Annotated in this window: 16 protein-coding genes and 2 pseudogenes; 8 read left to right on the top strand and 10 right to left on the bottom strand. The window is 68.0% G+C overall.

What is annotated here, in order from left to right; translation table 11 throughout:
* Positions 1–375: 375 nt before the first annotated feature.
* Positions 376–898 (bottom strand): annotated as a pseudogene (locus tag ACTWPV_RS49020) (tyrosine-type recombinase/integrase); the annotation flags it as partial.
* A 397-nt stretch (positions 899–1295) separates the two neighbouring features.
* Between ACTWPV_RS49020 and ACTWPV_RS49015 the strand changes: the two are divergent.
* The 6 genes from ACTWPV_RS49015 (at position 1296) to ACTWPV_RS48990 (ending at position 6793) form a co-directional block, all read left to right on the top strand.
* Positions 1296–1994, top strand: coding sequence for a DUF5994 family protein (locus ACTWPV_RS49015; RefSeq protein ID WP_443157110.1), 699 nt, complete (start codon positions 1296–1298; stop codon positions 1992–1994).
* A 118-nt stretch (positions 1995–2112) separates the two neighbouring features.
* Entirely contained in the window at positions 2113–2436 is a 324-nt protein-coding gene (locus tag ACTWPV_RS49010; protein WP_443157109.1) for an STAS domain-containing protein, read from the top strand.
* A gap of 5 nt (positions 2437–2441) precedes the next feature.
* Positions 2442–3464, top strand: coding sequence for an acyl-CoA desaturase (locus ACTWPV_RS49005; RefSeq protein ID WP_443157108.1), 1023 nt, complete (start codon positions 2442–2444; stop codon positions 3462–3464).
* An 89-nt stretch (positions 3465–3553) separates the two neighbouring features.
* Positions 3554–4813 carry a PP2C family protein-serine/threonine phosphatase gene (locus ACTWPV_RS49000; RefSeq protein ID WP_443157107.1) on the top strand — a complete coding sequence of 420 codons (1260 nt, stop codon included), beginning with the start codon at positions 3554–3556 and terminating at the stop codon, positions 4811–4813.
* 213 nt (positions 4814–5026) lie between these two features.
* Positions 5027–5881: an ISL3 family transposase gene (locus ACTWPV_RS48995; protein ID WP_443157106.1), complete on the top strand. Its 855-nt coding sequence runs from the start codon at positions 5027–5029 to the stop codon at positions 5879–5881.
* 48 nt (positions 5882–5929) lie between these two features.
* Positions 5930–6793: a transposase gene (locus ACTWPV_RS48990; RefSeq protein WP_443157105.1), complete on the top strand. Its 864-nt coding sequence runs from the start codon at positions 5930–5932 to the stop codon at positions 6791–6793.
* Positions 6794–7174: 381 nt separating this feature from the next.
* Here ACTWPV_RS48990 and ACTWPV_RS48985 read toward each other — a convergent pair whose 3' ends face one another.
* Together ACTWPV_RS48985 and ACTWPV_RS48980 are read right to left on the bottom strand one after the other, a co-directional pair.
* Complete coding sequence (locus ACTWPV_RS48985; RefSeq protein ID WP_443157104.1) at positions 7175–8017, bottom strand: alpha/beta fold hydrolase; 843 nt, start codon at positions 8015–8017, stop codon at positions 7175–7177.
* A 72-nt stretch (positions 8018–8089) separates the two neighbouring features.
* On the bottom strand, positions 8090–8728 hold the full coding sequence (locus ACTWPV_RS48980; protein ID WP_443157103.1) for a helix-turn-helix domain-containing protein: 639 nt from the start codon (positions 8726–8728) through the stop codon (positions 8090–8092).
* Positions 8729–8982: 254 nt separating this feature from the next.
* Between ACTWPV_RS48980 and ACTWPV_RS48975 the strand changes: the two genes are divergently transcribed.
* Positions 8983–9771 carry an inositol monophosphatase family protein gene (locus ACTWPV_RS48975; protein WP_443157102.1) on the top strand — a complete coding sequence of 263 codons (789 nt, stop codon included), beginning with the start codon at positions 8983–8985 and terminating at the stop codon, positions 9769–9771.
* Between the two features lie 51 nt (positions 9772–9822).
* Here ACTWPV_RS48975 and ACTWPV_RS48970 read toward each other — a convergent pair.
* The 3 genes and pseudogenes from ACTWPV_RS48970 to ACTWPV_RS48960 form a co-directional block, all read right to left on the bottom strand.
* Positions 9823–10107: pseudogene (locus ACTWPV_RS48970) on the bottom strand (ISKra4 family transposase); the annotation flags it as partial.
* 215 nt (positions 10108–10322) lie between these two features.
* Positions 10323–10769, bottom strand: coding sequence for a DUF6262 family protein (locus ACTWPV_RS48965; RefSeq protein WP_443157101.1), 447 nt, complete (start codon positions 10767–10769; stop codon positions 10323–10325).
* 2 nt (positions 10770–10771) lie between these two features.
* Positions 10772–11086: a hypothetical protein gene (locus tag ACTWPV_RS48960; RefSeq protein WP_443157100.1), complete on the bottom strand. Its 315-nt coding sequence runs from the start codon at positions 11084–11086 to the stop codon at positions 10772–10774.
* 175 nt (positions 11087–11261) lie between these two features.
* Between ACTWPV_RS48960 and ACTWPV_RS48955 the strand changes: the two genes are divergently transcribed.
* On the top strand, positions 11262–13256 hold the full coding sequence (locus ACTWPV_RS48955) for a protein kinase domain-containing protein (RefSeq protein WP_443157111.1): 1995 nt from the start codon (positions 11262–11264) through the stop codon (positions 13254–13256).
* A gap of 41 nt (positions 13257–13297) precedes the next feature.
* Here ACTWPV_RS48955 and ACTWPV_RS48950 read toward each other — a convergent pair whose 3' ends face one another.
* From ACTWPV_RS48950 to ACTWPV_RS48935, 4 genes are read right to left on the bottom strand one after another with little or no spacing between them, the layout of a single operon-like run.
* Positions 13298–15613: a hypothetical protein gene (locus tag ACTWPV_RS48950; protein WP_443157099.1), complete on the bottom strand. Its 2316-nt coding sequence runs from the start codon at positions 15611–15613 to the stop codon at positions 13298–13300.
* Positions 15610–17418, bottom strand: coding sequence for a hypothetical protein (locus ACTWPV_RS48945; RefSeq protein WP_443157098.1), 1809 nt, complete (start codon positions 17416–17418; stop codon positions 15610–15612). The genes ACTWPV_RS48950 and ACTWPV_RS48945 overlap by 4 nt, the downstream gene beginning before the upstream one ends.
* Positions 17415–18740 (bottom strand): hypothetical protein, encoded by a 1326-nt coding sequence (locus ACTWPV_RS48940; protein WP_443157097.1) that lies wholly within the window; start codon positions 18738–18740, stop codon positions 17415–17417. Before ACTWPV_RS48940 ends, ACTWPV_RS48945 begins: the two co-directional genes overlap by 4 nt.
* Before the next feature lie 49 nt (positions 18741–18789).
* A complete protein-coding gene (locus tag ACTWPV_RS48935; RefSeq protein WP_443157096.1) occupies positions 18790–19950 on the bottom strand; it encodes a tyrosine-type recombinase/integrase in 1161 nt (386 codons plus the stop codon).
* Positions 19951–20082 lie beyond the last annotated feature (132 nt).

Below are 20082 nucleotides of genomic sequence, written 5' to 3'. Positions count from 1 at the left end.
GATCGACTGGCTAGACACCGACGATCATCAGGGGTCGCGTTTGTCATCTCCGCACCGGGGCGCTCCTACTCGGCCACTCGACCCAGGGGTGCAGCAGTCTCATCAGCCGAGAACGCAACGGCCTTGCTGCCCAGGGTCGAACGCTGTAGGCGGTTGCCCTCCACATTCGCCTACCGTGGCGCGGACGCGGTGCCCTCCAGCCGGGCTGGGATACGGGAGTGACCATCGCGGCACCCGCTCCGAACCGGTTTGTTGCTCTGGTCAGTGGTCGGTGATGAGGGCGTCCAAGGCGGCTTCCTTGTCGGCTTCGGTCGGCAGGGCGTAGCGGCGGGTGGTGTCCAGCGAACCGTGACCGAGGAGTTCAGCGACCAGGATGGGGTCTTTGCCGTCGCGGATGAGCTGGGTGGCGCAGGACGTGCGGGCTGAAGGGTTCGGTGGGGTCGTCACCCAGGCCGACGGCGTCGCCGAGGCCGGTGATGATGTCGCGGGCGGCGCGGTCGCTCAGCCGGCCGCCACGGTGGTTGAGGAACACCGCGGCGTGGGTGCCGGCCCCCTTCCAATCGGCGCGGGCCTCCAGCCAGTCGGTCAAGGCCTGGCGCAGGTCCGCATGGACGGGCAGCAGACGGATCTTGCCGCCGTCGCGGCCCTTGCCGCGGATGCGCAGTTCGCCCCTTGCGGGCCGACAGGCGGAAGTCGGCCAGGTCCAGGCCGACAACCTCGGAAATGCGCAGGCCGGCGTAGTAGGGCAGCAGGGCGATGGCCTTGTCGCGCGGGGATGCGGTGAACTGGACGTGGCGGACGTAGCGACGGGTGCGCCGGGCGTCCAGGGCGCGGGGGGCGGTGCGGCGCGCGTCGCGTTCGCGACGGGCCTGGGGCTTGCCGAGGCCGCGGCGGGCATAGAAGTCGTCGATGGCCGACAGGTAGGTGTCGATGGTGTTGGGGGCGCGGCGGCCGTTCTTGAGATGCCGGCGGAAGTCGCGGACCGCGCCGGTGGCGGCGATGGGGTCGGTGAGCGGGTCGCCGTCAAGGGCGCCGGCGTCGGCTTGGCCGGCCAGCCAGGCCAGGTAGCCGCGCAGCCGGGAGGCGTACTTGGTCTTGGTGGAGTCGGCCAGCGGGGCGCGCTCGAGCGCGGCGGTGTAGTCGGCCAGGACGGCGGCGTGGGGGGCGGAGAGTGGCACGGCCCGCGACCGGCGTGTGTTTCCGGAAGCTGATCCGGCCGGTTGTGTGATCTCTGAGAGCGTGTTTCCGGAAGTCACCCGCTCGTCTACTTCCGGAATTGGGGAATTCCGGAAGCCATGACGTACACTGAAGATACCGAGGTCTTTTCGAGCGTTGGCATTCAGGTCTGCGTCGCCCCCGGCGAACCACCACCGGCCTCTTCGAGGGCCTGGACAGGTCAGGCGACCATGACGCCGACACTTCTTTCTCCACCCGCACTGCTCAGCTCTACCTCATCCGCGATCCCCCGGGTCGATTCCGCGCTACGGCTCGGTCTCCATCCGGTGCTGGATCGGCGAGCGGTGGTGGACGGGGCCTGGTGGCCCTCCTCCCGTGACGCGGCCGCCGAATTGCCTGGCCTCATCGCCGCCGTGGACCGGCTGCTGGATCGGATCACGCTCCGCATCGGCCTGCACCATGATGCGTGGCAGAACATCCCGCGCCGCATCCCCGCGCGCGGGCGTCAGGTCCGCATCGGCTGGTTCCGCCACACCGACCCGCGCGTGATCACTCTCAGCTTCGCCGCCGGCGAGCCGGTCGTCCTGCTGATCATCCCTTCGGGCACCGCCGCCGGCGCCGCCGAGGCCACGCTCAAGCTCACCGCCCAGGACATCGCCGGCATGAGCATCGACGCCCTCCTCACCCTCGCGCATCTGCCCGCCAGCCCCGCTCCGCGTGCCACGGCCGACGGCCCTGCCCGCTGGGAGGACGAGGGCGGGTCGGTCATCGGGCAGGCGGCGCAGCCATCCATGGGACGGCCGACGCCGTCGCCATGACCCGTGCCGCCTGCCGGCCGGATCGAGCGGTCCTGGCACCGCCCGTACTGGCGGCGGGCCGATCTCCGGCCGGCAGGCATCGCATCCCCTTTCAGCTTCTCCCGTGAGGAGACCTTCCATGACCGTCATCGACACCGCCCCGCGCGCCGGGGCCAGCGCCTCGGCGCCGACCCTCGTGCACCTGTCGGGGGACATTGACATCTTCACCACAGCCCGCCTGCGCCAGAGGCTGATCAACACCCTCGACCACAGCACCGACCTGCTCATCTTGGACCTGTCCCGGGTCACCTTCTGCGGGGCAGGCGGGATCGGCGTGCTGATCGGCGTGCAAGGCCGGGCCCGGACACGAGGCATCACGCTGGCCCTGACCGGCGTTCCCCCGCGTGTGGCCCGGCTGCTGCGCATCACCGGCCTGGACCACCGCTTCCCGGTCATAGCGTGAGCGGCATGCCGACCACCCCCCGCACCGCCGCCGGGGCGGGCTATGACGGCAATACGCCGTTCCCCCGCCCGGCTGCGCCCGCGCGAGCCGGCATCGTCGCGGTGACGCTGACCGCCGCGATCGTCATCGCGCCGTTCCTCGCTCTGGGCGCCGGCATCTGGCTGGCGTGGGGAAGCGGGATCACCCTCACCGACCTGCTGCTGGCCGCCGTCTTCTACGTGGTGACCGGGCTGGGCGTGACAGTCGGCTTCCACCGGCTGCTGACCCACCGCTCCTTCACCGCCCGCCCGTGGCTGCGCGTCGTCCTGACCGTGGCCGGGTCGATGAGCTTTCAGGGCAACCTCATCGACTGGGTGGCCGTCCACCGCCGCCACCACGCCTTCACCGACCGGCCCGGCGACCCGCACTCCCCCTACCGCTTCGGCACTCATCTCGGCGGGCAACTGCGCGGTCTGGCCCACGCCCACCTGGGCTGGCTGTTCTCCAGCGAACCCACCTCGGCCACACGGTATGCCCCCGACCTGCTGCGCAACGATCCGGCCATGCTGCGCATCTCACGCGCCTTCCCCGCCTTGTGCGCCGCCTCCCTGATCCTGCCGTTCGCAGCGGGCTGGGCGATCAGCGGCAGCCCGTACGGCGCTCTGACCGCGTTCATCTGGGCCGGACTGGTCCGCATCGCCCTACTGCAACACGTCACCTGGAGCGTCAACTCCCTGTGCCACATGATCGGCGAGCGGCCGCACAAGACCCGCCGCCACGACCGGTCCACCGACCTGTGGCCGCTGGCCCTGCTGTCCTTCGGCGAAAGCTGGCACAACGGCCACCACAGCCAGCCCGGCTGCGCCCGGCACGGCCGCAGCGGCCGCCAGATCGACCCCTCCGCCGCGCTCATCCGCCTGTTCGAACGCCTGAACTGGGCCACCAACGTGCACTGGCAGCCCGCCGACGTCCTCGGCCACCATCGCATGGTGGCCGGCAAGCACACACTGCGCACCAGCACCCGCCCCAGCACGCTCGGGGGACGTTAGCCCTGGTCAGCAGGCTTGAAAGTAGCTCGTTCCGCATGGAGGAGACGATCTATTGTGAGGGGAGGGGCTCCAGGGGGAAGGCGTCAAAGGTGGCGGGTGATGGTGAGCGGATGCTGGGCGGCCTGCTGGACGCCACTCAGCTGTCCGCGATGGAGGATCTGCCGGGCCTGGTCGCCGCGTACGGACGGCTGGCCGGCTTCTCTCAGACGATGATCTACGTGGCTGACCTGCAGCAGCAGATGCTGGTGCCCTTGGCCGGGCAGCGCGACGTGTACGGCGAACGGCTCGAGGCGATCCGGATCGACGCCACCATGGCCGGGCGCGCCTTCCGCGACGTGGAGATCGTCGAGGCCCGGCACGTGCTGGATCCCGCCGCTCCCGAGAGCGTCCCTGCCTCGCCGGCCGGCGAGGGGCCGCAGCGACTATGGGTGCCGTTGCTGAGCGGCACCGAACGGGTCGGCGTCCTGGGAGTGAGCGTGCAGCGGGGATATGAGGCCGCGGCGTTGCTGGCCGGCCGGCTGGCCTCGCTCGTCTCCCTGCTGCTGATCAGCAAGCGCCCCTACAGCGATTCCTACGCCCGTTTGGTCCGCGCCCGGCCGATGACGCTGTCGGCCGAGGTGTTGTGGAACCTTCTGCCGCCTGGGGCCTTCGCCGATGACAGGGTGGTGGTCAGTGCCGCGCTGGAGCCGGCCTACGAGGTGGGCGGCGATGCCTACGACTACGCGATCGACGGCGACACCCTGCATGTGTCGATCTTCGAGGCGATGGGGCACGACACCGCGGCCGGGCTCACCGCCACCATCGCCATCGGGTCGGCTCGCACCAGCCGCCGCCGGGGCACGACGCTGCCCGCGACGAGCGAGACGATCGACGCGGCGATCGCCGAGCAGTTCACCGACCGCTTCGCCACCGGCGTCCTGGCCGATCTCGATCTACGGACCGGCCGGCTGACCTGGGTCAATCGAGGTCACCATCCGCCGTTGGTGATCCGAGGCGGCCGGCAGGTCGCCATCTTGACCAGCGTGCCCGACCCCCCGATGGGTCTGGGCTGGGGAGTGTCCACCGGGCTGCTGCACTACCAGCTCGAGCCCGCGGACCGGCTGCTGTTCTACACCGACGGCATCATCGAGGCCCAGAGCCCGAGCGGGGAGCTGTTCGGGCTGGAGCGCTTCATCGACTTCATCGTCCGCCGCGAGGCCGACGGCATGTCGGCTCCGGAAACCCTGCGCCGCCTGATCCAGGCCATCCTGGAGCACCAGCGCGGCCGGCTGCAGGACGACGCCACCGTACTGACGGCCGAATGGCGCACCCAGCGGCAACAGCCGCTCACCTGGAACGCTCCATGCTGACCGTGCCGCACGAGGCACACGATGATCAAAACCCATCGGCACGCCGAAAATCAGGGGCTCTGGCTCACTCTCGTTGATCAGCTACTCAGGGTGAGCTTGGCGCGAGGGGCCCTGGTGCTGCTTCCGTATCGCGATCTTGCAACGAACCTCACATGGAGATGGCCGCTCGTCAAAGATCTGGTGTGTCGAGTACCTGATCATCAACGAGCGGCCGTGGGGTTCATTGTGCTGCATGCGCCGGTAGGTGAGAACACCTGCTGCCTTCGTTTGTTTTGCCCCGCTTTGCGGGAGATGGACGTCCTCAAGGTGGAGACCCTCGATGACACCATGCTGATCGCGGCGCGCACCGTGGTGAGTGAGGTCCCGTGCCCAGAGTGTGGGCTGCTTTCGACCCGAGTGCACAGCCGGTATCGCCGGACCGTGTGGGATCTGGCGACGGGCGGGCGGCCGGTCAAGGTCGAGTTGGAGGTGCGCCGCTTCTTCTGCGGCGAGCCCTCTTGTGATCGAGAGATCTTCGGCGAGCAGGTCGGCGGGCTGACCCAGCGGCGCGCCCGTCGCAGCAACGCCTTACGCGCCCTTCTCACCTCGATCGCGATAGCACTGGCCGGGCGAGCTGGTGCCCGCATGGCAGGCCTGGTCGGCGTGCCGGTCAGCAGATCCACGCTGCTACGGATACTGCGGGCGCTGCCCGATCCCGAGATAGGGCAGGTCACAGTGTTGGGCGTCGACGACTTCGCCAAAAAGCGCGGAAACTCCTACGGCACCGTCCTGGTGGACATGGACACCCACCGTCCTATTGATCTGCTGGACGGCCGGACCGCCGATGACCTGGCCACGTGGCTGAAGGACCATCCCGGGGTGCAGGTGATCTGCCGAGATCGGGCCGGCTCCTACGCCGACGGCGCCCGTGAGGGCGCGCCCGACGCCACCCAAGTCGCCGATCGCTTCCACCTGTGGCAAAACCTCGCTACGGCACTGGAGAAGACGATCCGCGCGCACCGATCCTGCCTCCAGGAAGTCTCCGGCCAAGACGCCCCGATCAAGGACGACATCGGCAGCGGGACCTAACCCGTCCAGCGGCCCAAGACCCTGGACTCCTACGGCAACGAACGGCCGATGGTGGCGCGGACACACGAACGCTACGCCCAGGTCCAGGAGCTGAGGGCCAAGAGCCTGTCGCTGAACGCCATCAGCCGCGAACTCGGCCTGGCCTTCCGCACCGTCCGCAAGTACGCCAACGCCACCAGCGCAGACGAACTCCTGGCCCCGACCTTCGCTCGCTCCAGCAAGCTGGATGAGTTCAAGCCCGACCTCACCCGCCGGTGGAACGAGGGCTGCAGCAACGCCGTCCAGCTCTATACCGAGATCAAGGCTCAGGGATTCACCGGCAGCCGCCGGGCCGTCCAAGGCTGGCTCCAGCCACTGCGCGGATACCAGGAAGTACAGCAAGAGCCATGTCCACCGCCCAAACCCCGCCGCGTCACCGGCTGGCTCATGACCCATCCCGACCGGTTGGACACCGAGGAGAAGGCCAGACTGGAACAAATCCTGGCCCGCTGCCCCGAGCTCATCAACACCGCCGAGCTGGTCCGCAGCTTCGCCACGATGATGACCAACCGCGACGGCCACCTGCTCGACGACTGGATCGCCGCCGCCGAAGCCGGAGCCTCGCCCTACCTGGCCACCTTCGCCACCAGCCTCCGACGCGACCACGCCGCAGTGCAGGCCGGGCTGCCACTCGCTCACAGCAGTGGGGCCGTCGAAGGGACCGTCAACAAGATCAAATTCTTGAAGCGGCAGATGTTCGCCGCGCAAACTTCGACCTTCTACGGGCCCGAGTCCTCCGCAACTCCTGACACCCTGCACGTTCTGTCACCGAGATCATCGAGAGTGAGCCAGAGCCCCTTCTCTCATGCCGCTTGGCACAGGCTGCGTTCGGTCAACTTGGCCTACGTGAAAGAAGAGATCATCGTCCTCTGACCTGCTGGAAGGGTCCTCCAACCCTAGATAACGATGGCTCAGGTAGAAGGTGCCTAAAGTACATCCGAACCGGCGTGGACGGGTCGTGGGCTCGCGCTTCGGCGATGTGGATGGCCGGGATCCGCCAGTCCCGGTCGACCACGATGGTCCCGAGCAGTGCGGATGATGACATGCCCGGCCACGCCGACCGGTAGCAGTCGGGCTTGTCCGGACGCGTACTGGCGCACAAGTACGAGGTCGAGCGTCGTACAGTCGCCAAGGCGCTGCGATCGGCCTGGCCTGAGCTGCGCAACCCCCATTTGCCCCGTCTGTAGGTTTGCCGTCCTCGTGGGGTGCGGGCCGGTCGGCCATGCGGCAACAGTCCCCGCAAGGGCCGGCCGGTTACCCGGACCGCCGCGTGGCTCCGAAGAAATCGGTCAGTGCCTTGGCGAGCGCCTCGGGATGGGTCAGCGGGGCGGCGTGCCCGGCGCCGGGGATCTCGCGCACCCGCGCGTTGGGGATGTGGTCGGCCGCGTGCCGCGCGCTGGCGGGGTAGAAGGGCATGGTGTCGGATCCGTACAGCACCAGCACTGGAGCGGAGATCGCGCCGAGCACACCCGGATCCTCAGCGGTGGGGCCTTCGTAGGCCACCACTTGCTGAAGGAGGTTGAGCAGGCGCGGGACGTAACGGCCCGCGGCCTCGAAATAGCCGGCGTCCTCGGCCGCGGCGATCTCCTCATCGTTGAAGGGGCCGCTCGCGAACGCGCGGGCCGCGGCCGTCAAGTTGCCTTCGGCGGCCAGCTTGCCCATCCGGGCGATGGCGTCGCTGATCACGGTTTGCTCCTGCTCGTTCATCAGGCTCCGCATCGGAGGTTCCAAGAGGGCCACCGCGTCCACCGTGTCCACCGCGTCGGGCCGCGCTGCCGCGCCGAGTGCCAGGTTGGCGCCGGCGGACCAGCCCACCAGCCCGGTCGGTTCCCCGATGCTGTCGACGTAGGCAAGGACGTCGTCGACCTGCCGACCCGGGCTGAGGTCGGAGTGATCGCCACTGAGGCCACGACCGCGCATGCTCAGCAGGTGGCAGGTGAATCGGCCGGTCAGGTGTCCCAGCAGCCGGTCCCAGTCGAGGTCGCCATCGCCGATGCCCCCGTGCAGGAACACGAGTGGCTGCCCCTGGCCGTGCACGGTCCCACCGATCGTGACGCCGTCGGTGGTGGTGACGTAGTGCGTGCGTTGTGTGCTCATGGGCAGGCTCCCTACGAAGTAAACATGTTTACATTCGTACGGTAGCGTCAGTCCGGCAGTAAGTAAACGTGTTTACTTACTGCCTTCCCCGGCACTGCCGTGCAGCAGCGCCCACACTCCTTGGCGGACGTACTCGACCACCTGCTCGGGCGGCGCGCTGGCCAGCCGTCCCTGCGGGGACGCCCACCGCAGCACCCTGATCCCCGCGAGAAGCGCGGCGGCCAGCTCCGCGCGCAGCCGCGGGTCGTCACCGGCCGCGACCGTGGCGAACGGCCCGACGACGGTGTTCTCGGCGTAGTCCCGCACCTTCTCGGGCGGCCCCTCCTGATCAGGGCTCTCCCCAATCAGCCGCCAGACCGTGAGCAGGTCGTCCAGGCCGAGCGAGCCCGCCGCGCCGGACGCGCACAGCTCGGCCATCCGGTCAGGCAGCTCCTCGGCCGGCACGTCCAACTGCCCGAACATCGCCGAGTCCGCCGCCGCCACGGCGAACAACCCCCCCTTCGACCCGAAGTAGCGGTACACCAAGGCGACGTTGACGTCGACGTCCGCGGCGATGTCCCTGACGCTGACCGCCTCGTAGCTGTCACGGGCGAACCGCTGGCGGGCCGCCTCCAGCAGCGCCTGCCGCGTCGCCGCGGCGTCACGGCGTCGCCGCGGCTCCGCCGTGCCTCTCGGATCGCTTTTCTCCGCCACCATCACCGTCACCACCATGACTCGACGTCAACGGCGGTAACGTTAGCTGACGCCTGCCCTTCTCCCCCAAACAGTGGCCAGTCGTCCAGCACTGAAGCCGCGGCGACCAGTCTCAGCCCACGCGGCGGGCGGCGGGGTCGAAGAAACCGGTCCCAGAGGCTGTGCGATGTCAGTCGGGTCATCGGAGCATTCTGCCTTGGGTGCGGCTCCTCTTAAGGGACTGGGCTGATCACGCCGTTCTGGCCGGTCTTGCCTGCCGTATCCTGCGATCCATGCTGATCGCAGACGTTGAGATGGCCCGTTCAGCGGCGCAGGCGGGGGCAGCTGTGGTGCGCACCATGTTCGGCGCGTCGCTGGCCCGCTTGGAGAAGAACGGTGGTGACTTCGCCACGGAGGCCGACGTAGAGTCGGAGAAGGCTATTCTCGGCGTAATTCACGCCGCCCGGCCTGGCGATGCTGTGACCGGCGAGGAAAGTGGGCGGACGGGCTCGGCGAACGCCGAGCGGATGTGGCTGGTCGACCCGCTGTGCGGCACGCTGAATTACGCCGTGCGCAGCATGCTGGTCGCGGTGAACGTTGCCCTGCGCGTGGGTTCGGAAACTACGGTGGCGGCCACGGCCGATCCGTTCTCCGGCGAGGTGTTCTGGAGCGACGGCTTTCGCGCGCATGTCCGCCGGAACGGGGTGGACGAGCCGCTCAAGCCGTCGCCGGATTCCGGCCTGGTAGACGTGAATCTCGACCCGCCGTTCCCGAACGCGCCTGGATTCCGTGCTACCGCTCTGCTGGCCGACCCCGGGTTCGCTGAGCGGTTTCGCCCGCGTGTCGTCTCGACCACGTTGGCGGTGGCCTGGGTCGCCGCCGGTCGGCGAGCCGCCTACGTCACTGACGGCCGACTGCATGACAGCGTGCATTTTGCCGCCGGGATTGCGCTGTGCCAAGCCGCCGGATGCGTGGTGACCGGCCTTGACGGTCACTCGCCGAACACCGGCACCGGCGGGCTGGTCGTAGCAGCCGACCATGAGACCCACATGGCGCTGCTGGACCTCATCGGTAATCAATAGTCCCGCAGGTCAGCCTGCGCCACGCCGTCAGGGCGGTCCAGTTGCGCCGTGGTGAATGCGTTGGTGCTCGTGGTGGAGGTGGTAGCGCCAGTAGCCGGTCAGGTCACCGTTGGCGATCATGACGCGGAGTTTCAGGATGGCTTCGGCGCCGGCCAGGCCCCAGCGTGCGCCGGTGATGTCCAGGCGATCGTTGATGAGATGGCGGCATGCGCCTTCGATCACGCCGGTGGCGATCGGCCATCCCTTCTCCAGGGCCTGGTCGTAGCAGAGGAACTCGGCGTGGCCGGTCAGGTAGCGGATGCAGGCGTCGATCTCGCTGCGGCGGCTGGCAGGGAGCATGGCGGCTTGGGTCTCGAGGTCGGTGATGACCTGCCGGGGGGGCCGGCCAGGAGGGCCAGGGCGTGGCTGGCGACCCAGTCCTCGGCGGCGGGGTCGGCGGGCGGGTGCAGGCACCACGCGCAGGTCCAGAGCTTCTCCAGTTATCCGCAGGTTGATCTTGAAATCTCTGTGTTCTGGCTGGTCAGGTTGTTGATGCGATTGATGGAACGTGGTCAGCAGGGGCCGATGGTCGTGCTGCGCGTGTGAGGGCCAGGGCCGCCGCGGCGGGCGAGTTCGCGGCGTAGCTCGAGGTTTTCGCCGTGTGCTTGAGCGAGGGCCTGTCGGAGTTCTTTGTCCTGGTCGCGGAGCCGTTTCTTCAGCTTGGCGATCTCCGCGGTGAGCGCGAGGACGATGTTGTTCTCGTCGGCCGGGCCGGTGATCGGCGGGGGTGCGGGCTGGTTCTGTCGGCGGAGGTGTTCGATGCGTCCGCGCAGGGTGGGGTGGGTGTAGAGGAAGGAGTGGGAGACCCCGGCCTGGCGTTGGACGGCTTGGAAGGTGATGGGTTCGCCGCGTTTGATCAGGGCGCGGATGGCGGCCTCGACCGCAGCGGTCTTGGTTTCGGACTTGGCGCGGGCGGCCTGGTTGAGGGTGTCGATGCGGCGTTGCCGCTGGTCGGTCATGGTCACGGTTTCCGGTGGCGGGTGAGGTCGATGGAGACGGGGGTCGGGCTGCTGGGGCTGCCCGCGCCCTGGATGGCCCGGCCGGGGCTGGCCTTCATCGTGGCCAGGAGTTTGAGCAGCGCGTCGCGTTCGGCATGGCGTTGGACGAGCCAGACGTTGTCAGCGGGCATAGAACGTCCGTGCCGGCGGTGGAACTGGGTGGTGGTCCGTTCGATCAGGGTGGTCGTCTCCTCGAGTTGCCGTTCGAGGACGGCCAGGTGGCTGTCGTCGGTGACGAAGACACCTTCCGTGTCAAGTCTGTGTGTGTTGTCGATCAAGGTCTGCTGTCCGCGTAAATGTGCATGCCGTTTAGTTAGCCGTGTACGGAGCAACGTGCGCAATGTCCGGCGTCCGGTGGGAGGCGTGTACGACTCGGCCGGGAGCGCTCCCGACGGTGTGCCTGTACGGTGTGTCGGTGACGCGAGCATGGGCTGCGCTGGAGGAGGCGTGAACATGCGGTGGTGGGGCAGGAAGGTCGATCGTTTCGATCAGGGTGATGACGCTCAATGTTTCCGCGATGAGGCCCGTGCGGCGATGGCTGCGGGCAAACTTGATGAGGCCATCGAAGCGCTGGGGCAGGCCGCCTTGCTGCGACCTGGTTCTGCCGATTTGCACGTCGAGCTGGGAGCGTTGTTTCAGCGGGCTGGCCGCGTTGAAGCCGCTCGTCAGGCCTACGAGCGTGCACTGGATGTCGACCCATCACACCAAAATGCACGAGTTGCCGCGAGGGCCTTGCCTCCCGAGCCTCCAAAGAGGTCCAACTTCGCAGTGGGAGAGTTGCTGCAGGGTGCTCGCGGGACTGCTGGTGGCGGCATCACCCAGTATCAAGTGCTGGATGTGCGCCGGGGTGGATTTGGTGCGGTTTATGTCGTCAAGAATGTTGAGGACCACGAGCGGGTCGCCCTCAAGTCCTTCGATGCGCGGCTGCTGTGGAACGACGAGGATCGTCGTCGCTTCCTCATCGAAGCAACCACGTGGATAAGCCTCGATCCGCATCCCAACGTGGTTACCGCGAGGTCAGCGGAGCTGATCGAAGGATTCCCATGCCTGGTCATGGATTACGTCGACGGAGGTGACCTGGGAGATCGCCTGGCAAAGGGGCCGCTCAGCGCCCGAACCGCTGTGGACTTCGGCATTCAGCTGTGCGATGGGATGGAACATGCACGCTCGCAGCTCGGCCTCGTACATCGAGACTTGAAGCCCTCCAACTGCATGCTGACCAGGCGCGGCACCTTGAAGGTCACCGACTTCGGATTAGCCCGCGCACTCCGGTGTGCCCAGGAAACCTCGCTGGGCCTGTCTGAACGGCATACCTCGGCGCGAGCGCTGTACAGCACCATCGCTGGCACACCTGCCTACATGGCGCCCGAGCAGTTCGAGCTCGGTGCCCGGCTGGACACTCGAACCGACGTATTCGCGTTCGGAATAATGCTGTATCAGTTGCTCAGCGGCCAGCTGCCACCGATCGGCCGCGGTCGTCGGCACCTCGACCGGTGGCGAACCAGCGGGCGTGCCTCGCGAGACCTGGTCAACCTGATCCGAGACTGTGCCGATCCCGATCCGGACGGCCGCCCAGCCACCTTCGGCGAGGTTCGCGGACAGTTGGGCAGCGTGTATCGCGGGCTTACCATGCGCGCCGTGCCATCGCCTCCGCTACCGGGCAAGGTGAGCCCGTACACCTGGGTCGACAGAAGTGTCGGCTTTCGCCATTTGGGCATGCCCGACCAGGCTCTGACCGCCGCCGACCGAGGTCTTACCATTGCAGCAACACGGGACGACGATGTTGTCCGCGGCCGCCTGTGGCAGGTTCGAGGCCTGGCGCTCGTCGATCTAAACCGTCGTGTCGAGGCATTGGACAGCTACGACCGGGCACTTGAATTCACCCCGGAGGAACCCAGTACCTGGGTCTGCAAGGGTGGTGTTTTGAGCGAACTCGGCCGCGACGAGGAGGCGCTCAGCTGCTATGACCACTGCCTCGGTATCGCGCCGGACTACCCCACGGCGCTACGGAACAAGGCCTCGTCGCTCGACGACCTCGGCCGGACGAATGAGGCGGAGGCTATGTTCCGGCGCGCAGCCGAGCGGATTCCCCGCGATGTCGAACTGTTGGCCAACTGGTCGAATTTCTTGCGAAGGCAAGGACGATACGACGAAGCCCAACAGCGCATCGAGCAGGCGCTTGAGATCGCTCCGCGCTACAGCTACGGCTGGCGTCGGCTGGGAACTCTGCTCACCGCAATGGGGCAGGTCGACGATGGGCTGGCGGCATACGACAGGTCCTTAGAAATCGACCCGCGCGACGTCAGAACTTGGGTGTTGCGCGGCGATGCCCTCGCCGCAGCCGACCGCACGGCCGACGCGTTGGCCTGTTACGACCGGGCACTGACCATCGACCCGCAGTACCGCCCTGCCCAAGAGATGCGCGAACGTCTCCTCAGCCGAAGTTGACCACACTTACCACATACCTGTGCGGGCAGGCTTACCTGTACTCAACGGCGTGCCCGAATATATAGGCCGACATTTGCTTCCTTGTTCTCGGAAGCTGGCAGCGGCTGCGGTCGACGGCCGAGGCCGCTGGGAGCATGCTCGGGTTGCTGGGCGAGTCGTGGTAGTGGACGGACGACGGCACCAGGCTGGGCGTGCTCGCGGTTCAGGGCGGTCTGACGCTGGCGCAAGCGGTGTTGGATCGGCTGCGGGAGCAGGCCCTCGGCGATCTCGATCTCGATTCGGTCGACCTCGGCCTGAACGCGTTCGACCTGGGTGTCGGTGCGGGAGATGTTCGCGCAGGCGCTGTGGCACCGGTCCTGGCTGGGGGTGCGCTGCGGGTGGTTACCCGGCTTGCCCCGGTAGGGGGCACACAGCGCTTTCAGCGGATCATGATTGCAGGTCAGCAGTGCCTGCTGGTGGTCGAACACTTGCAGGCGCGGATTGGCCAACAATGCCTTGTACTGGCGTTTGGAGGCGAATCCGCCTGCGTAGGTGGCCTGGAACTCGCGCGCCGCGGCGATGTAGCGGGCGGCAGCAGGACCGCTGACGCCCTCGCCGTCGTGGAGTCGTTCTGCCGCCTCGGTGAGGGCGTCGGCGGTGGCCATCGCCTGCTCAAGGTCCAGAACCTCGAGCATGTCCACCCGGGATCGCCCGCTGTAGGACTCCCCGAACGATGCCCGCAGATGTCCATACTGGATCCCCAGTGCAATGCGACCACCGGGTTGACGATTAATGAACCACGCGACAGTTCTCCGGAAGCGTCGCATCGTGACGGCACCGTCCGGGTCGGCGGGGATCACCTCGTGCTCACGTCCATGGTCAGAGGCGAGCGTGTTCGCCCAGACAACGAATCGGGCGATCCGCGCGCTGGCGGTGCCCGGGGTCATCGCATCGCCGAGGTAGGCCCGTGGTTTCGCGGCCTTGGAAAACTGCCGTGGGAACAACCGTTGTCCATCCGTCAGCTGCTCTAGCACGGTGATTGCGCGGTGGACGGGTTCGATCACGGTCCATGGCTGCTCTCGTACCTCTCCGCCCGGGATCGTGTTGCCATCCTCATCGGTGACACCCTTGAAGTGCCGACCGGTGATCAGGTAGCGCACCGTGCCGTCCGCGCGTTGTTGGATGGTGCAGCAGCCGCGCTCCAGATCCAGCACCTCCCGCGGACGCATTCCGGACAAATAGGCCACCGTCACCAGCGCTGCGGCCGACAGGTGCAACGCGAGGTCCATGACCTCCTCAAGATCGATGGCGTCGCGCCAGGGTCGGCCGCCCAGTTGGCCGATGATCGGAGTTGGCAGCGGTGCGCCGACGCCGAACCGCACGCCGTCTAAGAGGTGGGGCTCGCGGGCCAGCAGGGCGGTGACCTGCACGGGGGTAACTCCCAGCGTCCCCGCAACGAGTCTGCTGTGGACCAGCGGGCGGTCCTGGATGGCTTCCCCGCGCCGCGCAGCGTGATGCGCACGGGTCAGCGCCCCGGCCTGGTGCCCGGTGAACACGGCCAAGGGGCGCCCCGTGTCACGCAGAAGCTGCAGGTAGGTGCGGATGTCGGCGCGTCCTCCAGGGGTGGGCGCCGACGGAATCCGTTCATGCAGGCGTCGGGCTTCTCGCCAGGCGGCGATGATATCGCCGCTGAAGTCGCTCACCGTGCGCAGCGCCCAGACCAGCAGCGGAGACATCACCGCAGGATGCACCGGGATCGTGGTGTTCTCGCCGGGACCACGAGCCGGCTCACCGATGAAGTCCGCGGGTTCGACGCCGGCCTGGTCCCAGGGCGGCATGGGGATCCGATCCTGCGGCAGCAGGAACGGCGCGTAGGCCCACAACCTGGTGATGGTGAACATCTCCAAGGTGGCCGGCCCCTTGCCGAGGCCCCGGTCAGCGAGAGCTTGCGGATACCGATCAAGCAGGTGTCGGCCGATCTGGTCGAGGCTGTGGACCTGGTGCTGGGACAGCCACTCGGCGAAGGGCCGCCATGCCCTGAGCGTGCGCAGCAGGCTCGCAGCGGACAGCCGCGGCCGGGTGCTGGAACCCGAGCGGTCCAGCAGCACCGCCGGAGTGGAAATGTTGATCAGCGCCCAGCCGGCCCGCTTGAACCCGGGACGCAGGGCTGCAGGGAACTCTTCCCAGTTGACTCCCTTGGATTTGCCGGAGGCGCTGTGGTCCAGGGCGGCCAGCTGCCAGCGCAGGTCCCCGAAACGCGGAACGTCGTCCTCCCGAGTACCGGGACGCGCCCGGGCCAGGGGAAACACCAGAGTGTCCGGTCGTGGATCCACCAGCGACGGTGTCGTGTCCTCGCGGGAGTGTCGTGCGTTGTTCACGAATCCAGCCTTCGGTCCAGCATGCGGTCGATGAGCTCCCGATCCCGATCGGTGAGCTGGGCTCGCAGTCCGGCTCGTTCGACCGGCGTGGTGTAGGAGGTGATCACCTCGGCGACGCGGGCGTGGTGCGCGGCCCAGTCCGCGGCCCAGGCCGGGGCGTCCACCGCCGAGCGCAAGGCCTCCAGGGCTTGGTGCAGGTAGAGGATGCGCGGCAGGTGCCGGCCGGTCGCCACCGCGTTCGGGCATGCGAAACACAACAGGAACGACACCGCGCAGGGGCCGGACGGGGTGAAGGGGCTGTGCTCGAAATCAGCGCAGGCCGCCACCGCGGTATCCCACTGGCCGGCGACCACCTGGGTCGCCGCGTCGGCAGTCAGCCCGATCTGCTCGGCCACCTGTTCGGCGTCGTGGCTTGATGTTCCTGTGGCCTGCGGCACCAGCTGCATTCGCACCCGAGCTCGGGCGTGCTCGACCGCGTCGGCCAACCCGTCGGCGATCACCTGCCCCGATTCATCGCGGACTTGCTCGTCGCGCAGCAGATAGACATCTTCATGGGTGCGGACGGTGTTGTTGCGGGGCCCGCCGTAGAGCACCTGCACGGTGCGACGCAGCATCCGGGCGCGCACCCGCACCGGCCCATCGTCGCCAGCAAGGGCGGCGCTGTCCGACCACGCCTTGATGGCATGCTCCGCGGCGGCGCCGTCGGCGAAGACATCGCCACCTTCCAACGCCTTCGCCCGCCGGCCCAGCAGCAGGCTCTCGCTCGGCGTGCCGTGGCGTTCCAGCGTGGCGCGGGCCTGCGCGGTGAGAGCCGCCACCTGCCGCAGCGCCCGTCCCGCGCTGCCCTCGCCGATATCGACTAGATTGTTGCTGCCGTGGCGACCGCGTGGCCCCCGGCGGGGCTTGTCGGTATCGACCCGGTGAATCGCCGGCTCCGCGGCGTCCGCGTCGGCATTGGGCCACTGCTCGGGCAGGCGCATCACCTGCAGAACCGAGAGATTCCATGCCTCGTGGCAGATCAGCAGCACGGCGGCAGCGCCCATCTCCTCATAGGTCGGGTAAAGCCTGGCCAGCGCGGCGGCACCGCCCTCAGACCCCAGAAGCCGCCGTACCGACCTGGAGAAGTACCGGTGGCCGGTGGTGGACACCGTGTTGCGCGGTAGCTCACCGGTGCGGCTGATGTGGTCGAGCAGCCAACCCCACCGCCAGTCCGGTGAATCCTCGGCCGTTTCCCCGGCTCGCCAGCGTTGCAGCAGGCTCGTGTTGTCCTCGATGCGTCGTATCGCGGATCTGACGGTCCTGGACGCTGCGGACCGGATCTCCTTGAACTCGCGCAGCGAATACGAGGCCGCGCTGTCCCTGCGCATGGCCCGGGTGCGTTGCATCTGCATCCGCGCACGGGTGTCCGCCGGCAGCGTGGCGATCTCCAGTAGCACGCCCCGCAGTTGCCGCCGACGGGGCTTGGGCAGCGTCCACCTATTCCATACGGCTGGGCTGATCTGGCTCACCGCCGTCACCGGAGGCTGACACGATGCGGCGAAGCCGAGGAACTGACGCACCCGCTGCGCATAGTTATCGCAGGTGCGCGCGCTGCCCCAGGTGCCGCTGGCCGACGCGCATCGGGCGAACGCGGCCACCAGCTCCCGTTTGAACGCCTCCGGGCCGGGACAGTCGCGGAAGTCGTAGACGCCGTGATCCTGCCCGCCCTGGCCGACCACATGCACCACCAGGCCGTCCGTGCTCAGGTTGCTGGGCTTACGATAGGCCGCTGGTGGCAGGGCGGCCCGCCGACCGGTCCCGCTCATTCGCTCGCCTTAGCCGGCGCATCGAGAACCAGGCCAGTGCGCTCGGCCAGCCGCCTCAGCAGCTCGGTGTTGTCGGGGTGTTCCTCATCGTTGAGAAGGCTGTCCAGTTGTAGCCCGCGCACCGGTTCGAGGTAGATCGTGCGGGTGGTCTCCTCCGAACGATGCCCCAACAGGTCTTTGACCATCGACCACACGTTGCCGTAGAGCGCCTCATAGTGCCGCCGTTCCGCCGGCGTCAGCCCCAATCGGCGATCCAGGGCGTGGTGCAGCGACACCAAGCTGCGCAACGCCATCGAGTGCCGCAACATGTGCGGGGTCGCGAACACCGTCAGTCCCAGCTCACGGCAGCGATCGCTGGCCCGCTCGAACACCTTGCTCCAGCCACGGTAACGCAGCGGCATCCCGGTCTCGGTCAGCCACAACGCCAGCGGCTCCAGGCCATCCTCGGTCTCAGCGAACAGGTTCAGCCGGTCCCGATCGGTCAACCGGTTCAACGAGGCGGTGACTCGCTCGCCGTACTCATCGACCCAACTCACCTCGCCGCGGCGGGTGATGCCCTGGACGATCCACCGCACCGCCAGGGCGTCGTAGCGGCCCTCGGCCTGAGCCCGCCGCACCGCGGCGGCCCGGGTGCTCACTCGGTAGAGTTCCACGCTCTGCGACGCCGCGGCGCTGATGTAGAAGTAGCGGTCGGAGTGTTTGGCCACCGCCGACGCGATCCGCCCCGAATAGTAGCGGCGCGGCTCGGTAGTGTCCGGCAGCTCAACCGTGAGCAGAGTGCCGGCTTCCCTGCGCCGCAGCCCACTGGCGAACAGCACATCCGCGAACGCCGCATCCCGCCCGTCGTTGCGGCCCCGCCACGAGTCGTCCGGCCGCCCGTCGGAGCCGTACCCGCGCAAACCGACGTCCCGCCACAACCGGAACGCCCTCGGCGTTAACCACTTCACGTTCGACGAGCGCACGTCGGTGGGCGCCAACTCCGGGACACGCGCCGTCGCGCCGTCGCGCGTGCGCACCGTCCGCAGCCGGACCGGGCTGGCCACCACAAAGCCCCGGGCGGCGGCCCACTCATAGAGCAGCCGCAGCGCGGCCAGCTCCCGAACCCACTTGGCCCCGCCGATCGGCCTCGGGTTGTCCCGGCTCCGCAGTCGCCAGTCCTCCCAGTTCTCCAGATCCTCCGCTCGCGCCTCGTCCCAGCTGCGGCCAGCGCGCCACAGGAACGAAAAGAACAACCGATAGTCCAGCACGTACGACTCTTGGGTGCCGACCGCCCGCGATGCAAACCCCGAACGTCGGAAGAACTCGCTCAGCCGCGCGTCCACTCGCCCCTCCGGCGAGACCAGGATTGGTTGCCGATCCCGGAACCCCAGCTCACGTTCGCGTGCGACAAGATCGGCCCACCGACCCGGCTCGTCCCCGGCCGTGCCGGTCGGAGCTTCGCCGCCAACCCAGAACAACTGCCACTCGTCCGCCACACATGCCCCTCAGGCCACAACACGAACTGCAACAACACGGGGAACGTATACGGAAGAAGTTGCAGGTCAGACAGGCGTTGCCCTTCTGGCAGGTCTGCAGGGGCGGTAGCAGGCAGAAGCCGTTGGGCAGGAACCGGTCCGCGCGGTCCAGCAGGTGGAGCGTGTCGTGGTCGTCGGTGGAGAAGGCCACGCGGGTGCCGTCGGCCTTGAACTTGCGGGTGGCCAGGAACGCCTGCTCGGAGTGCTCGTCGCGGCGGGCGATGTAGTGCATCGACATGGTCGGATTGGAGTGGCCGGCGTAGCGCTGCAGGACGTGAACGGGCAGCCCCAGCTCGGCGAGCTGGGTCAGCTTGGTGTGCCGGAACCGGTGGGTGTGGCTGAGCTTGACCGGCCGTCCGGTGGCGTCAGTGATCTGGGCCAGCTTGCTGAACAGGGCGAGGGACCGGCCATAGTTGGTGTTGCCGTAGTGCTTGGTGCCGTGCGCATTCGCGCGTCGCTGCGGGAAGAGGTAGGGCAGGTCACAGCCGGGGAAGCGGTTACGGACCCACTGCTGCTGTTCCTCAATGATCGCGACGGCCTCCGCGTCGATCAGGATGGTGTCCGGCGCTGTGTCGATCTTGCTTTGGCCGTAGCGGAAGCGGGCGATCTGCTCGCCGTCGGCGGCCTGGACAGCGGAGTCGGTGGCCGGGGAGATGCAGTCGAAGGGACACAGGCAGATCTCACTGGCGCGGCGGCCGGTGATGACCTGCAGCAGGAGCATCCGCATCAGCTGCGGATCGTCCTGGCCGGGCAGCACGCGGGTCACCTCACCAGAGGTGATGGTGAGGGTGGTCGTGCTCGGCTCGCCGAGCGCGGGCAGGCAGGCGGAGATCTGCGCGAGAGCATGGTCGTCGACGTAGTGGGTCTCGTCACTGATCAGCTGTTGGCGCGGCAGCCGGGTGCGCTGCCGCAGCCAGGTCGCCGGATGCGCGTCGGTGAGCGCGTCCCAAGGGGACGGGCCCAGGACCTGTGCCCCCTCCTGCCGGTGGTCGATCATGAAGGCCATCAGATCCGCCACGGACCCTAGGAGCTGTTTCTTAGATCTGCTGACCGATGGTGCCTACGTTGTCACGATAGGTGTATGGGTCGCGGTGACTTAACGAACGCCGAGTGGGAGCGGCTCGAACCGCTGCTGCCGGAGGGCGGCCAG

This window comes from Nonomuraea sp. KM88 (assembly GCF_052245635.1).
Classification (GTDB): Bacteria; Actinomycetota; Actinomycetes; order Streptosporangiales; family Streptosporangiaceae; genus Nonomuraea.
Note: the sequence above shows the minus strand (reverse complement) of the source record. Positions and strands in the feature narration are given on the sequence as shown.

What these genes read in the sequence shown, in the direction of transcription:
- ACTWPV_RS49015 (WP_443157110.1), top strand. Translation starts at nt 1,296, where the DNA reads ATGACGTACACTGAAGATACCGAGGTCTTTTCGAGCGTTGGCATTCAG.
- ACTWPV_RS49010 (WP_443157109.1), top strand. Translation starts at nt 2,113, where the DNA reads ATGACCGTCATCGACACCGCCCCGCGCGCCGGGGCCAGCGCCTCGGCG.
- ACTWPV_RS49005 (WP_443157108.1), top strand. Translation starts at nt 2,442, where the DNA reads ATGCCGACCACCCCCCGCACCGCCGCCGGGGCGGGCTATGACGGCAAT.
- ACTWPV_RS48990 (WP_443157105.1), top strand. Translation starts at nt 5,930, where the DNA reads ATGGTGGCGCGGACACACGAACGCTACGCCCAGGTCCAGGAGCTGAGG.
- ACTWPV_RS48985 (WP_443157104.1), bottom strand. Translation starts at nt 8,017, where the DNA reads ATGAGCACACAACGCACGCACTACGTCACCACCACCGACGGCGTCACG.
- ACTWPV_RS48980 (WP_443157103.1), bottom strand. Translation starts at nt 8,728, where the DNA reads ATGGTGGTGACGGTGATGGTGGCGGAGAAAAGCGATCCGAGAGGCACG.
- ACTWPV_RS48975 (WP_443157102.1), top strand. Translation starts at nt 8,983, where the DNA reads ATGCTGATCGCAGACGTTGAGATGGCCCGTTCAGCGGCGCAGGCGGGG.
- ACTWPV_RS48965 (WP_443157101.1), bottom strand. Translation starts at nt 10,769, where the DNA reads ATGACCGACCAGCGGCAACGCCGCATCGACACCCTCAACCAGGCCGCC.
- ACTWPV_RS48955 (WP_443157111.1), top strand. Translation starts at nt 11,262, where the DNA reads ATGCGGTGGTGGGGCAGGAAGGTCGATCGTTTCGATCAGGGTGATGAC.
- ACTWPV_RS48945 (WP_443157098.1), bottom strand. Translation starts at nt 17,418, where the DNA reads ATGAGCGGGACCGGTCGGCGGGCCGCCCTGCCACCAGCGGCCTATCGT.